Origin of the sequence: Kribbella sp. NPDC051770 (assembly GCF_040681455.1) — a bacterium.
In the GTDB taxonomy this organism is placed as follows: Bacteria; Actinomycetota; Actinomycetes; order Propionibacteriales; family Kribbellaceae; genus Kribbella.
Genome location: NZ_JBFAYT010000004.1, coordinates 245,992 through 260,099, shown reverse-complemented (window position 1 = coordinate 260,099; position 14,108 = coordinate 245,992). Strand labels below are relative to the sequence as shown.

Below are 14,108 nucleotides of genomic sequence, written 5' to 3'. Positions count from 1 at the left end.
GAGCCCCGCATCACGCTGGCGTGTTGTGTCTCACTTCCCGCGGCGGTTGATCTTCACGTCCTCGAGACAGCTGGCGGTGGTCCGCAGCCGATGGTGGTCCAGACCAGCCGCGTCCAGCAGCTCCAGCGCCACCAACGCACCGGTATCAGCAGCCTCCTGGTCAGCCCGACCGGCCGGCTGCACCACCAAGCACCGAATGGTGAAGGGCCGCAGCTCGGCGTCGTAGCTGAGGGTCCCGGTCTCGGTGTAGGCCGCGAGCAGAAGGTCGTGCTGGTCGAGCTCGTCGCGGAGCTTGGTCCGCTGGTCGTCCGACAGGTTCTGGAACTCGCCACGGGTGACGACGCGGTAGGTGCGGACCTCTGAACTCATGCCCGGGACCCTAGCCGGACGGACTGCTCAGCGCCTCTGAATTCACCACAGGCGACGGTCAGCTCAGAACCGGCCTTAGCCAGCCGCCGACCTCACTATATTTTCTGTTCTCTGTCTTTCTTTCTCTTGTTTCTTCTTGCTCTTGTCTGTCTGTCCTTCCCTGCTTTTGTCCCTGTACGACGAAGGGCCCGGCCGATGGATCGGCCGGGCCCTTCGGTTCTAGCTTGCTGTTACTTCGTGCCGAAGACCTGGAGTTCGGTCATGTCGGTGAACTGGCAGCCGCCGAAGGCGCCGGCCGGGCAGTTCGTCGCGAAGTCGGGGACCTGGGGGCTGAGCATCCAGAAGCGCACGTACTGGACGTTCGCCGTCGCCGCCGACGGGGTGAGCTCGGTGTACTTGCCGCGGTTCGCGGCGGTGAACTCGCCCTCCTGGGCGGTCGCCCAGGTGGTGCCGTCGGTGGACGTCTCGATCCGGTACTTGCCGGTCGAGCTGCTGCCCGGGTCACCACAGGTGTTCGACGGGTCGACCGAGAACTTCGACACCGTGACCGGGTTCGGCAGCTTGATGTCGATGTGCTTCGGGATCATCACACCGGCCGGCGTGCCGTTGTCGTCGCCGGTGGTGCTGCCCCAGCCGGTGCCCTGGCTGGAGTCGATCGCGTACGCCGGCCCGCACTGCGGGCTGAAGTCCGGACCGTTGAAGTCGACCACGGAGCCGCCGCCGGAGGCCGCGGCCCAGTTGCGCCGCGGCGCGAAGTTCGCCGTGGTGCCGCCGGCCTTGACCTTCAGCGCGTTGCCGAGGATCTCGTAGCCCGCGCCGGAGACCACGAACTTGCCGTAGGTCCCGGGGAAGACGTTGTCGATCGAGTAGGTGCCGTCGGCCTTGGTGACGGCCGAGTAGTCACCGGCGTACCCGGAGGCGTGACCGCCGATGAAGACCAGCGCGCCCGCGACCGGAGCCTTGGTGTCGGAGTCGGTCACCTTGCCGCTGATCGTCGTGGTGGCGCCGGTCGGCGGGATGTGGAAGTCCTCGACCGGGGTGGAGTCGCCGCCGTCCAGGACACCGGCGTACCAGCCCATGCCGCGGTTGGCGAAGACCTGCCAGATGATGCCGGCGTTCTTGCCGCCGGAGGCGACCAGGTCGGCCTGCACGATCGCGTTGCGCATGTCGAGCATGGTCGGGTCGGCCGCGGACAGCTCCATCGCGCGGGTGATGATGCTGACGGCGTACGACCGGCCGAAGCGCTCACGCAGGTCCCAGAGGGTCTGCGCCCAGACCTCGCCGGAGGAGTGCACCTCGGGCGCGCCGCCGATGGTCGGGAAGTCGCCGTAGGTGTAGCCGCCCTGCGAGCCGTCGATGCCGACGCAGGCCGCTTCCTTGGCCTTGACCCGGCAGTCGTTCGGCATCGTCCGGATGGTGCCGCCGGCGGTGTCGTACTTGCCGATCCGCATCTCGCCGTTGGCGGTGGTGTCCTTCTCCAGGTTGTGCGAGGCCAGGTAGTCGAGCGCGTAGAAGTCGCTCCACGCCTCACCCATCGAGCCGGCCTGGATGCTGTTCAGCGTCGAGTTGCCGGTCGCGTCGACGACGAGCCGGTTCGACAGGCCGTGGGTGTACTCGTGGTACAGGATCTCGGCCGAGTTCGACGAGCTGCTCGGGACGGTGGCGTCGTCACCGGGCGAGCCGAACAGGTACATCTGCATGGTCGGCGGGGTGCCGTCCGGCGGGGTGTTCATGTTCGCGTTGTTGATGTGGTTCGCGTCCGGGCCGCCGTTGGCCGCGGTCGCGGCGCCGTCCAGCGCGTTCAGCAGGACCGGGTCGCCGCCGTCGGCGTCGAACGAGCCGGCCGCCTTGGTGAAGCTGATCGGCGGCTTGGCCAGCCAGTCGTGGAAGTTGCTGGCCAGGTAGAACCCGTTGGTGACGTCCTGGTTCATGTTCGTCTTCCAGGAGTCCGGCTTGGCCGGGTCCCAGGTGCAGACGAAGCTCGCGGAGCACAGCGGGTTCGACTGGAACGGAACCAGCTTGTACTGCGAGGAGGTGGCGGTGCCCGGCGCGTTGACGGTCTCGCCGGGGTTCGGCTGGTTGTCGTCGTTGACGTCGGCGAACGCCGCCACCGACGTGCCCTCGAGCAGCGTCTTGGCCTTCTTCGGCAGCCACTTGTTGTAGATCAGGTTCTCGGTGCGCTGCACGCCGCCCATCGGGGCGCCCGGGTAGTTGTCCTGGACGAGCGCGTCGCCGATGCCCTCGGTCGCCTTGCTGGACAGGTCGCGCCGGTACAGCAGCGCGCCGGTCTGGGCGTCGATGACGTGGGTGTAGATCAGCGAGCCGCCGCCGTTGGTGTACGTCGACCAGCCCTTGCGCAGCCCGTCGGCGGTGTGGAACCAGACCTCCTTGGCCCAGTCGCCGTTGGTCCAGGTGGTCGTCGTACCGGCGGTCTTCGCGGTCGCGTTCTTCGCGGCGCCGCCGACGTCCTCGGTCGCGGCGCTGCGCGCGGCGGCCGGGCTCAGCTTGGCGGCCGCCGTCCGGGCCTTGGCCAGGCCGACCAGGCCGGCCACCGGCGCACCCTGGACGGAGATCAGCTTGCCGTCCTTGGTGACGTTGGCCTTGACGCCGTTGCCGAAGACCTCGAGGCCGTCCACGACCTGCACCCACGAGATGTGGTGCGTGCCGAGGTCGTCGACGTAGTCCTTGCGGAGCTTGAGGGTGCCCAGGTCGGAGTCGGTCAGCTTGAAGACCTCGGGGTGCGCCTTGATGTAGTCGAGCGCGACCTGGGTGGCCTTCTTGGTGCTCGCGGCGGTGAGGAAGCCGTTGAGCTTGGTCACCTGCGCCGGGGTCCCGGTGTTCTCGTCCATGCCGACGATGCCCTGCGGGCCGAGGGAGTCGCGGAACTTCTCCGCGGCCGCGGTGTCCTTGCCGACCACCTTCGCGGCCCGGGCGAAGCTGGTCCGGGCGCTCGGGGTGCGGGCGTCGAAGTTGCCCTTGCGCTCCTTCGCGCCGACCGACGGGCTGTGCTCGCCGCCGGCGTCCGGAGTGGCTGCTACGGCGGCCGAAGCTCCACCGCCGGCAGCTACGGCCAGTAGGGCGGTCGCGGACACGGCAGAGACTGCCAGGAGCCCCCGCCCTTTGCCTGAAACTTTCACAAACGCTCCATGAAGTTGTGTGCGCGAGTCGCCCTCCACGACCCGTCCGGGCCGACACTAAGCCTGCGTCCGGCCCGGCGGAAGAGAATTCGGCACAAATATGTCTAGTCGAGGGTTGTCCTTCGTGCACGCTGGAAAACGGTCAGTGACAGCACTATGGTCGCGCTGAGCAACGATCCGAACGCGATCAGTGTCGCGCCGCCGGGGTGAACGAGCGACTCGCCGCGCTGGGCCTGCCAGGTGACCAGCCAGATCAACCCCGCGTACGCCGCGGCGCCGATCGTCACCAGGGCGGTCCGCGGCCCTTCGGCGCGCAGTACGGCGTACCGGCGGGCGAGCAGAACGAGGCCGAGGGCAAGCAACGGGATCAGCTGCAGGGCGTGGATGCCGAGGAAGTGGCCGATCCGCAGGTCGCCGCCCTCGGTGCTCCAGCCGGTGATCGGCATCCCGGGTCCGCCGTCCTCGACGCCGACCGAGTGCGAGCCGAAGAATTCCTCGCGACCGGTCGCGTCGATCGCCTGCTGCTGGGCCGGCGTCGCGCGGAACATCAGGCTGCCGAGCAGCATGCCGCCGAGCGTCGTACCGAGGGCGAGCCGGATGCTCCAGCGCAGCGCGCGGTCGCCGGGCTTGTCGAACAGGAGCTGGATCGCGACCACCAGGACGGCGATCCAGATGACGTAGACGGTGCCGGCCATGATGTCGTGGATCAGCGTGTCGCGCGGTGTCGACATGTTGAAGTGCAGCTGCCGGCCGCGGACGACGACCTGGCCGACGATCAGCACCATCTCGGCCGCGACACCGGCAGCGACGATCGTGCCCATCCACCAGCCGAGCCGGCGCGCCTTGGTCTGCAGCGACAGCATCCAGGCGAGCGTCACGCAGTAGAGGGCGAAGCTGATCATGAACTTGAGCGGCTTCATCCAGATCGGATGGCCGAGCAGGTCGCGGTCGTCGAACAGCGCGCCGCCGATTCCGACGAGCGTCAGTACGGCGAGCGCGATCGACACGGCGACGAGTGGCCGGTGCAGCCGGTGCGGGCTGCTCGGCAGAGCGGGTACCTTCGGCTGGACGGTTGTCGAGGTGGTCATGGCATCGATCGTCGGTTTCGCCCGGCCGTGAGACAGGAGCGCCAGCTTCCCCCGCCGCGGTGGGCCTGGACCTACCCTGAGTCCACCCTGATCCAGTGTTGGCCGCCGAACTCCTGGAGGACCCTGGTGCTGCGCTACCCGCTGATCCACCCGCCGCTGCTCGGAGCACTCGCCCGCGCCGGCCACGGCTCCGTCGTACTGCTTGCTGACGGCAACTACCCGTACGCGACCGCGGTCGCCCCCGGCGCCGAGACGATCTGGCTCAACCTCCGCCCCGGCCAGATCCCGGTCGACGACGTCCTCGAAACCCTGCTGGGCGTCGTACCGGTCGAGTCGGCCCGCGTGATGGCCACCGACACCGGCGAGGAACCAGCCATCTACACCCGCTTCCGCGAGCTCCTCCCCGACACCCCGCTGCAACCCCTCCAGCGCGAAGCGTTCTACACCACAGCCCGCGGCCCAGAACTCGCCGTAGCCGTAGCCACCGGCGAACAGCGCCTGTACGCCAACATCCTGCTGACCCTCGGCGTGGTCACATGAGAGTGCCGGCCGTCCGGCAACGCCACCGGACGGTCGGCACTCGCTCTAGAGGAGGCCCAGCTCCATGGACTCCTGGTCGCTGAACAGGCGGGATCTGATCAGGAACCGGACGCCCTCGGGGGCCTCGACGGAGAAGCCGCTGCCGCGGCCTTTGACGACGTCGACGGTCAGGTGGGTGTGCTTCCAGTACTCGTACTGGTTCGCCGACATCCAGAAGCCGACCGGTTTGTCGAGGCCGTCGATCGCCAGGTCACCGAGGTGCACGTCCGCCGCGCCGGTCTTGAACTCGCCGTCCGGGTAGCACATCGGTGAGCTGCCGTCGCAGCAGCCGCCGGACTGGTGGAACATCAGCGGCCCGTGCAGCTCGGTGAGACGGCGGAGCAGCTCCGCCGCCGCCTCCGTGTACGACACCCTGTCCGTCATGGCCTAGAAGAATCCGGCCCGGTCGGGCGAGTAGCTGACCAGCAGGTTCTTGGTCTGCTGGTAGTGGTCGAGCATCATCTTGTGGTTCTCCCGCCCGATGCCCGAGTTCTTGTAGCCGCCGAACGCCGCGTGCGCCGGGTAGGCGTGGTAGCAGTTGGTCCAGACCCGGCCGGCCTGGATCTCCCGCCCGGCCCGGTACGCCGTGTTGATGTCGCGCGACCAGACCCCGGCGCCCAGCCCGTACAGGGTGTCGTTGGCGATCTTGAGCGCGTCGGCGTAGTCGTCGAACCGGGTCACCGACACGACCGGGCCGAAGATCTCCTCCTGGAAGATCCGCATCTTGTTCTCGCCCTCGAAGATCGTCGGCCGGATGTAGTAGCCGCCGCTCAGGTCGCCGCCGAGGTCGGCCTTCTCGCCGCCGGTGATCACCTTGGCACCCTCGGCCTTGCCGATGTCGATGTAGGACAGGATCTTCTCGTACTGGTCGTTGCTGGCCTGGGCGCCCATCATCGTCTCGGTGTCCAGCGGGTTGCCCTGCTTGACCGCCTCGGTGCGGGCCTTCGCGTCGGCCAGGAACTCGTCGTAGATCCCGGCCTGGATCAGCGCCCGGGACGGGCAGGTGCAGACCTCGCCCTGGTTCAGCGCGAACATCGTGAAGCCCTCGAGCGCCTTGTCGTAGAAGGCGTCCTTGCTGCTGGCGACGTCGTCGAAGAAGATGTTCGGGCTCTTGCCGCCGAGCTCCAGCGTCACCGGGATGATGTTCTCCGAGGCGTACTGCATGATCAGCCGGCCGGTCGTGGTCTCACCAGTGAACGCGACCTTGGCGACTCTGTTGCTGGAGGCAAGCGGTTTGCCGGCCTCGACGCCGAACCCGTTGACGATGTTCAGTACGCCGGGCGGCAGCAGGTCCGCGATCAGCTCCATCAGCACGTGGATCGAGGCGGGCGTCTGCTCGGCCGGCTTCAGGACGACGGCGTTGCCGGCGGCGAGCGCCGGGGCCAGCTTCCAGGTCGCCATCAGGATCGGGAAGTTCCATGGGATGATCTGCGCGACGACGCCGAGCGGCTCGTGGAAGTGGTAGGCGACGGTGTCGTCGTCGACCTGCGAGATCGAGCCCTCCTGGGCGCGCAGCGCGCCGGCGAAGTACCGGAAGTGGTCGATCGCGAGCGGCATGTCGGCGGCCAGCGTCTCCCGGACGGCCTTGCCGTTGTCCCAGGTCTCGGCGACCGCGAGCAGTTCGAGGTTGGACTCGATCCGGTCGGCGATCTTGTTCAGGATGTTCGCGCGTTCGCCGGCCGAGGTGCGGCCCCAGCCGGGGGCGGCGCCGTGCGCGGCGTCCAGCGCGGCCTCGACGTCGTCGGAGGTGCCGCGGGCGATCTCGGTGAAGTTCTCACCGGTCACCGGCGTCGGGTTCTCGAAGTACTGGCCCTTGGCCGGCGGGACCCATTCGCCACCGATGAAGTGGTCGTAGCGGGACTTGTAGGTGACCGGGCTGCCTTCGTGCCCGGGAGCGGCGTAGATCGTCATTGGTCCTCCTGCTCGTTCCGGTGCTTGTGCAACCTAGGGCGCCGGACGTTGCATCAACGTTGCACGCCCGGCCCTTGAACGGCGTCCCGATCCGGGCGAGGGTTGGGTGTGGACGCACCGGACCAGGCGCGGCGGCTGAGCGAGCTCTACGACGAGGTGCTCAGCGGAGGCCGCGTACCCGGAGCGCCCCGCGCGCTGGTCGCGGAGTCGTGGCAGCGGTCGCTGGCCGCGCTGGTCGACCCGGAGCTGGACGCACCGCCGGTCGTCGTCTCGGGCGAGGAGCTGGAGGAGATCCGCGCCGGCCACCCGCTGCACGCCGTCCTGCCGGTACTGCGCCAGACGCTGACGACGATCGCCGACGAGGCGTCGCACATCATGATCGTCACCGACGCGCGCGGGCTGATCCTGTGGCGTGAGGGCGCGGCCGACGTACGCCGTCAGGCCGACCGGATCGCGCTGTCGGAGGGCGCGATCTGGTCCGAGGACGCGATCGGCACGAACGGGATGGGGACGGCGCTGGCGGCCGACCAGCCGGTGCAGATCCACTCCGCGGAACACCTCGTACGCCGGATTCACGCGTGGACGTGCGCGGCCGCGCCGGTGCACGACCCCGACACCGGACGGCTGATCGGCGCGGTCGATGTCTCGGGTCCGCTGCGGACCGTGCATCCCGCGATGATGGCTCTGGTGACCGCTGCGGCCGGGTTGGCCGAGGGGCAGTTGCGGGTCCGGATGGCGGCGGCGGACGAGGTGCTGCGGGCGCGGAACATGCGGCACCTGATCGCGTTGGGGGATGCGCCGGGCGCGTTGCTGACGCCGACCGGGCGGGTGCTCGCCGTACAGCCGCTGGCGTGGTTGCCGGATCGGCTCGCCGTACCGGACGGCGCTGATCGGATCGACCTCGGCGACGGGCGTGAGGGCGTGATCGAGCAGCTCGACGAGGGGTATCTGCTGCGGATCCCGGGCGCCGCTCGGCGGCGGATCTCGCTGCGGCTGGAGCTGCTCGGCTCCCGCCAGCCGGTCGCGATCGTGGGCGGGCGGGAGATCCCGCTGACGCTGCGGCGGGCCGAGGTGCTCGCGCTGCTCCTGCTGCACCGCTCGGGCCTCACCGCCGAGCAGTTGATGCTGCAGCTGTACGGCGACGAGGGGAATCCGACGACTGTTCGCGCCGAGATGCACCGCCTCCGGAACCTGCTCGGCGCCGGCGTACTGGACACGAAGCCGTACCGCATCCTGGCCAATGTCACCGGCGACGTCACCGACGTCCAGGCACTGCTCCGCCGCGGAGAGGTCTCGCAGGCCCTCGACCTGTACGCCGGCCCGCTGCTCGAGCGCTCGGACGCTCCGGCGTTGCGCGCGGAACGCGACGAGCTGGACGCGACGCTGCGCCGGGCTGTTCTGGACTCCAGCGACCCCGATCTGCTCTGGCGCTACGCCGAGACCTCGCTCGGAGCGGAGGACCTGGAGGTTTTCGAGGTGCTCGCCCGGGCGCTGCCGCCGGAGGACCACCGGCGGCCCGCGGTCGCTGCGCGGATCCGGCGCCTGCACACCTAGTCGTTCGCCGTCCACCAGCAGGTGGGCCGCGGTCTCAGATCCTGAGAACGGCTTTTAAGTCCACTGAATTAGTCTAGTTTCGATCCTGTGGATGCAGGGGCTCGAAGGTCGTCGTCACGCCGGTGCGGGCGGGGCGGCGACCGAGCCGCGCTCGATCAGGGTCGGGACGACCGTCGTACGGCGGACCCGGCGGTTGGTGTCGACCGCGGAGGTCACCCGGGCGACCACATCGGCGACCAGCTCGTCGAGCGGCCAGCGGAAGGTGGACAGCGGTGGCGTCAGCAGCTGGGACATCGGCTGGTCGTCGTACCCGAGCAGGGACAGGTCGTCCGGGACGCGGATGCCGAGCTCGCTCGCAGCGGCGTACACGCCGAAGGCCATCGAGTCGGCGAGCGCGAGAATCCCGGTCGGGCGAGGCGTCCGGCGCAGGATCGCGCAGGCGACCTCGGTCGCGCCGGTCAGGTCGTGCGGGCAGGAGGTGATCGTCGCGTTCAGCTTCAGCTCGCCGGCGACCCGTTCGGCGATCGCCTTGGCCGGACTGTCGATCTCGATCCGGCGCGACGGCGTCAGGACGGCGACGTCGCGGTGCCCGGCCTCGGCCAGGCGGCGGAGCGCCGTACTGATGCCGAGCTCGTTGTCGAACAGGACCTCGGACTTGGCCTTGGCGGCCGGCAGCGCGTCGCCGATCGCGATCACCGGCGCCTGCTGGGCGATCGGAGCCCAGCCCTTGGCGGCCGGGTCGATCGGGATCACCACGATCGCGTCGGCGCGGTGGTCGACCAGGTGCTGGGCCAGCTCCAGCTGCCGGTCGGCGTCACCGGCCGAGTCGATGATCCAGGCGTTCCGGTCGGGCGCCAGCAGCTCGCGGCCGAGCGCGGCGGCGAGGCGCTGCTGCCACAGGTCTTCCAGCGAGGCGCACAGCACGCCGACGGAACCGCTGCGGCCCGACGCGAGCGCGCGGGCGACCGGGTCGGCCTGGTAACCGAGCCGTTCGGCGGCCTCCTGCACCCGCTGGCGGGTCTCGGGCGTGCCGTGCAGACCTCGCAGCGCGTAGGAGACGGCGGCCATCGAGAGACCGGTGTCAGCCGCGATGTCCTTGAGGGTCGGCCTGCGGCCAGTACCGGACATGAGGTCGAGCCTAGGCGCTCCCGTGGACAGAAACTTGACAAGAACTGCTTTGAAGCGCTTCACTCTTCACATCTTGAAGCGCTTCAAACAGGCTTCGGTTCTCGTGAGGAGAGGAGGATGAGCCGATGATCGACGTCCATCAGCACCTGTGGCCGGCCGAGTTCGTCGACCACCTCCGCGCCCGCCGCGAACCGCCGTACCTGGACGGCTGGACCCTGCACACGCACGGCGAACCGGCGTACGACGTGGACCCGGCGGCGCACGCCGTCGACAAGCGCGTCGCGCTGGAGCTGGACACCGGTACGACGCTCGCCGCGGTCTCGCTGTCGAGCCCGCTGGGGATCGAGGAGCTCGACGACCCGGCGCTGCTGGACGCGTGGCACGCCGGCGCGGCCGCGCTGCCGTCGCCGTTTCGGGCTTGGGCGTCGGTGAATCTTCTGGAGCCTGATCTGGCGGGTCTTGCCGAGCTGTTCGCTGCGGGCTTCGTCGGGCTTCAGCTTCCGGCGCACGTGCTGGCAGTTCCTGCTGCGTGGGACGTGTTCGGTGAGATCCTGGCGGTCGCCGAGCAGGCCAACAAGCCGATCCTGATCCACCCCGGCCCGGCGCCTCACGCCGGTATCCACGCCGGTCCCGCGGCTTCGGCTTCGGCTTCGGCTTCGGCCGATCATCCCGGCTGGTGGGCCCCGGTCGTCGACTACTCCGCCCAGCTCCAGTCAGCCTGGTGGTCGTGGCACGCCTACGCCGGCCGCCAGTACTTCCCCGCACTCCGCCTCTGCTTCGTCGCGGCGGCAGGCCTAGCGCCCGTCCACCACGAACGCCTCTCGGCCCGCGGCGGCCGCCTCGGCACCATCGACCCGAACCTCTTCGTCGACACCTCCAGCTACGGCCCCCAGGGCATCGACGCCGTCGCCCGCGTCCTCGGCATCGACCAGGTCGTCCACGGCACCGACCGCCCGTACGCCGGAATCACCGAGCTCCGCCAGGGTGAGGCCGCCACCACGGTGATCCAGTACGACAACCCGCACCGGTTGCTGTTCGGCACCTCCCCACCCCGCAACGACCCCGGCCGCATCGGCTTCGGGCGCGGCGCCCCGTCGTACTAGCTCTTCCGGCGTCCACCATCCTCCGACGTCCAGTACGCCGGCCAACCACTCGCTGCGGACCAGCGGCGAGCCCAACCATCCGCCGACCCTGTCGGCGTTCCCTAGAGAGGGGAGTGCAGTGACTGCTCAGCCCGTTTCCGACGCACCCGTCGTTCCCGCGCGCCAAGCCACCCGGCTCGTGGAGCTCAACGGCTGTCTGTCACTCGACAGCCTCCCTGGCCGCGACCTGGACCCCGAGGAGCTCGCCGAACTGGCCGGCGGCCTCGCCGCTCAACCCCACCTCTGGGAAGACAAGGTCGCCTACTCCGACGAGGAGAGGGTCTTCGCCTCCCTCCACCGAGACGCCAACGTAGACGTCTGGCTGATCTGCTGGACCCCGGTGAACGACACCGGCTGGCACGACCACGACGTCTCCTCCGGCGCAGTAGCCGTAGCCCAAGGCCGCCTGGTCGAACACAACCTCGCCCTCGGCACCGCCCCCCTCGAAACCGAAATCACCGCCGGCGACGTCTTCAGCTTCGGCCCCGACCACATCCACCGCGTCGTAGGCCTCGACAAGGGCTCCGTCACCATCCACGCCTACAGCCCCCCGCTGTGGCGCATGGGCCAGTACTCAGCCAAGGACGGCGTCCTCAAGCGCACCTCAGTCTCCTACGCCGACGAACTCCGCCCGATCGACTGACCACAGACAGCAGAAGACAGCCCGAAACGCACTGGCTACAAAGGAACTCAGGGGGGTGTGAACACCTCCCCGGGCCCGCGGACAGGGTGTGAGTTGTCTGCGGGGCCCGGTTGGTGTTCACGGTCACTACGGGACTACGGGTGACGCAGTACGCCCAACAGCCCGTGGGTCTCGTTGGCGATGCCTGCGGAGAACCACAGGGCGTCGGTGCCTCCGGTGGTGGCGGTGCCCTGGGTCAGGGCCCACAGGCCGGGGATCACCAGCGTCTTGCCGTGGGTGGTCTTGAGTTGGCCGGTGTAGGTGTAGCGGTGGTGGGGCTTCGGGGTGAGGACGTTGACTCGGCCGTCGCCGAAGTTGCCGATCAGGAGGGAGCCGGCCAGCGAACCCCACGAGGCGGGAGCGAAGGCCACGCCCCAGGGGGCGTTGAGGTTGCCTCGGGAGGCGATGCGGGTGACGTAGCGGCCGTCGGGGGTGAACTCGGTGACGTAGCCGTCGCCGCGGTGGTTGATGCTGCGGCCGGTCTTCGGGTCGACCTTGGCGTAGGTGACGAAGACGCGGGAGCCGAGGGTCTGGACGTTGAAGGGGGCGAAGCCGCGCGGGATGCCGAGGTCCTTGAAGGACCACCAGGGGGTCTTCACGCGGGCGAACGTGGGGCCGAAGACGTCGACGCGGTTCTGGGCGAAGTTGGCGGCGTACAGGCGGTCGTTGGTCGGGGAGATCGCCAGACCCGAGTACGCCGCACCCGGTGTGGTGGCCTTGATCTGGGCGGCGCCGATCAGCGGGGTGACCGGTGGGCCCCAGGCGGCGATCGAGCCGGTCAGGGTGGCGAAGATGAAGCGGGCCGGGGCGCTCGCGGTGCCGTCGGTGAGGACGAAGTTGGTGCCGGCGTTCGCGACCTGGCCGGAGGGAGCAGGGACGTCCACCCGGACGGTCGGGACCTTCGTCGCCGTGGTGGCGGCGGGGGCCGAGGAGTAGAGCGTCGAGGACGACGTACCGGCGTTGGAGACCCACAGTGGCGAGGTTGCGCCAAGGGCTAGGCCCCAGGGGTTCACGAGGTCGGGGTCGTGCAGGGCGGCCTTGCCGGGGAGGTCGGAGACCAGGTTCACCTGCTGTACGGCGAGGCGGTCGCGCGAGGGGTGGTGCGCGCTGGCGGTGGTGGGGGCGATCACGGCCAGGCCCGCGGTGACGGCGGTGGCGAGTGCGATGGTGCCCGTCCGAGCGAATCGGCGGGGTCGGCGCAGCGACATGTCACAGTCCTTCGGGTAGGGAGTGGATCACCTCCCACACGTGCGGTTGCGCTGGCCGGTTCAGGGGTCGGCAGGGTAAGAATTTGCCATGACCGAGCTTGCGATCACTCCGCTCAATCCCCCGATCCTGCCGGCGGCCACCGGGAACTACACGCACGGGGTCGAGGTGAGCGGCGGGCAGCGGATGGTGTTCGTCAGCGGGCAGGTGCCCTGGGGGGACGAGCAGGGGCGGATCCCGGAGGACTTCGAGGACCAGTGCCGGATGGTGTGGCGCAACGTGCTCGCGGTGCTCGAGCAGGCGGGGATGTCGGTCGAGAACCTGGTGAAGGTGACGACGCATCTGTCTGATCGGCAGTACCGGGCGGCCAACTCGAAGATCCGTGAAGAGGTGCTCGGGGATCATGCGCCGGCGCTGACGGTGTTCATCTGCGACATCTACGCGGAGGAGTGGTTGCTGGAGATCGACGCGATCGCCGTCGGTTAGGTTCTCGTACGGCGGGTTGGTGGCTGGGCGTCGCTTGCCCGCCGGGTGACGTTGTTCGAGCTTCTCGCCGCTGCCGGCAGAAATACGTTGGAAAGTCGGCAGCAGTCGTAGGCGGAGGTGGGCGAGGCCCGATCGGCCCCGCCCACCCCGGCGTTCTGCTACGCCCAGGTCTCCGCGTGGGTGACCACGCCGTTCGGCGCGCTGATCTCGGTGATCACGTCGTCGGCGTCGGCCTCGAGGGGCTCGAACGGGTACTCCGGTACGACGTACGCCCGCGCGCCCGCGACCAGGTCGACGCCCGGCAGCTCGAACCAGGCCTCACCCGTTTCGCGGCTGATCTCGTAGATGGCCTGCTCGGCGGTGTCGACGGGGTCGCGGTCGCCGGACTCGTCGAGCTCGACCGGGTGCCGCTCCTGGGCCGCGCGGCCGGCGTCGAGCAGGGCCTCCAGGTCGACCACCTTCAGGTCGAACCGGGAGACCACGCTGATCAGGTGGTCCTGCTCCTCGGGCTCCTCGTCGTCGGCCTCGACGATCTCGTCGTCGAGCAGCAGCGGCGTCGTACCGGTGTGCTCGAACACGGCGTCGTTCCAGCCCTCGACGAGCTCCTCGAGCTGGGCGTTGTGCTCGTCGAGCACCGCCTGCTCCTCGTCGCCGGTCATCGCCAGCAGGGCCTCGGTGTGGGCCTGCAGGCGTTCGGCGAGCAGCCGGCTGGCCTCGGCCAGCGCCTTGCGGGACTCGTCGGAGAAGAACTGCTCGGAACCCTGGGCGGGGAACTGCTGGTCGTCCACTTCAGTCACTGCGTTCTTCCCTAACTCTGCGAAGACTT

13 protein-coding genes are annotated in these 14,108 nt (G+C 69.3%); 5 read left to right on the top strand and 8 right to left on the bottom strand.

What is annotated here, in order from left to right:
- Positions 1 to 30: 30 nt before the first annotated feature.
- From AB0M01_RS16070 to AB0M01_RS16060, 3 genes are all read right to left on the bottom strand, one after another.
- Entirely contained in the window at positions 31 to 369 is a 339-nt protein-coding gene (locus AB0M01_RS16070; protein ID WP_363669902.1) for a DUF6204 family protein, read from the bottom strand.
- Between the two features lie 230 nt (positions 370 to 599).
- Positions 600 to 3,461, bottom strand: a complete 2,862-nt coding sequence (locus AB0M01_RS16065; protein WP_363669900.1) for a M36 family metallopeptidase — start codon at positions 3,459 to 3,461, stop codon at positions 600 to 602.
- Positions 3,462 to 3,610: 149 nt separating this feature from the next.
- Positions 3,611 to 4,594 carry a hypothetical protein gene (locus tag AB0M01_RS16060; RefSeq protein WP_363669898.1) on the bottom strand — a complete coding sequence of 328 codons (984 nt, stop codon included), beginning with the start codon at positions 4,592 to 4,594 and terminating at the stop codon, positions 3,611 to 3,613.
- Between the two features lie 126 nt (positions 4,595 to 4,720).
- Between AB0M01_RS16060 and AB0M01_RS16055 the strand changes: the two genes are divergently transcribed.
- Positions 4,721 to 5,134 (top strand): RbsD/FucU family protein, encoded by a 414-nt coding sequence (locus AB0M01_RS16055; protein ID WP_363669896.1) that lies wholly within the window; start codon positions 4,721 to 4,723, stop codon positions 5,132 to 5,134.
- Positions 5,135 to 5,179: 45 nt separating this feature from the next.
- On the opposite strand, the gene AB0M01_RS16050 is transcribed toward AB0M01_RS16055, so the two are convergent.
- Together AB0M01_RS16050 and adh are read right to left on the bottom strand one after the other, a co-directional pair.
- Positions 5,180 to 5,557 (bottom strand): DUF779 domain-containing protein, encoded by a 378-nt coding sequence (locus AB0M01_RS16050; protein WP_363669894.1) that lies wholly within the window; start codon positions 5,555 to 5,557, stop codon positions 5,180 to 5,182.
- Between the two features lie 3 nt (positions 5,558 to 5,560).
- Complete coding sequence (gene adh / locus AB0M01_RS16045) at positions 5,561 to 7,084, bottom strand: aldehyde dehydrogenase (RefSeq protein WP_363669892.1); 1,524 nt, start codon at positions 7,082 to 7,084, stop codon at positions 5,561 to 5,563.
- Positions 7,085 to 7,192: 108 nt separating this feature from the next.
- On the opposite strand from adh, the gene AB0M01_RS16040 reads away from it, so the two are divergent.
- Positions 7,193 to 8,638 carry a GAF domain-containing protein gene (locus AB0M01_RS16040; protein ID WP_363669890.1) on the top strand — a complete coding sequence of 482 codons (1,446 nt, stop codon included), beginning with the start codon at positions 7,193 to 7,195 and terminating at the stop codon, positions 8,636 to 8,638.
- Positions 8,639 to 8,752: 114 nt separating this feature from the next.
- On the opposite strand, the gene AB0M01_RS16035 is transcribed toward AB0M01_RS16040, so the two are convergent.
- The gene (locus tag AB0M01_RS16035; RefSeq protein ID WP_363669888.1) at positions 8,753 to 9,766 is read right to left on the bottom strand and encodes a LacI family DNA-binding transcriptional regulator; all 1,014 of its coding nucleotides are present in this window, start codon (positions 9,764 to 9,766) and stop codon (positions 8,753 to 8,755) included.
- Between the two features lie 125 nt (positions 9,767 to 9,891).
- Between AB0M01_RS16035 and AB0M01_RS16030 the strand changes: the two genes are divergently transcribed.
- Together AB0M01_RS16030 and AB0M01_RS16025 are read left to right on the top strand one after the other, a co-directional pair.
- Positions 9,892 to 10,869: an amidohydrolase gene (locus AB0M01_RS16030; protein ID WP_363669886.1), complete on the top strand. Its 978-nt coding sequence runs from the start codon at positions 9,892 to 9,894 to the stop codon at positions 10,867 to 10,869.
- Between the two features lie 118 nt (positions 10,870 to 10,987).
- Positions 10,988 to 11,551, top strand: coding sequence for a cysteine dioxygenase family protein (locus AB0M01_RS16025; RefSeq protein WP_363669884.1), 564 nt, complete (start codon positions 10,988 to 10,990; stop codon positions 11,549 to 11,551).
- Between the two features lie 134 nt (positions 11,552 to 11,685).
- Here AB0M01_RS16025 and AB0M01_RS16020 read toward each other — a convergent pair whose 3' ends face one another.
- Positions 11,686 to 12,798, bottom strand: a complete 1,113-nt coding sequence (locus tag AB0M01_RS16020; RefSeq protein ID WP_363669882.1) for a TIGR03118 family protein — start codon at positions 12,796 to 12,798, stop codon at positions 11,686 to 11,688.
- Between the two features lie 88 nt (positions 12,799 to 12,886).
- Between AB0M01_RS16020 and AB0M01_RS16015 the strand changes: the two genes are divergently transcribed.
- Entirely contained in the window at positions 12,887 to 13,282 is a 396-nt protein-coding gene (locus tag AB0M01_RS16015; RefSeq protein WP_363669880.1) for a RidA family protein, read from the top strand.
- 158 nt (positions 13,283 to 13,440) lie between these two features.
- On the opposite strand, the gene AB0M01_RS16010 is transcribed toward AB0M01_RS16015, so the two are convergent.
- Entirely contained in the window at positions 13,441 to 14,079 is a 639-nt protein-coding gene (locus AB0M01_RS16010) for a hypothetical protein (protein WP_363669878.1), read from the bottom strand.
- Positions 14,080 to 14,108 lie beyond the last annotated feature (29 nt).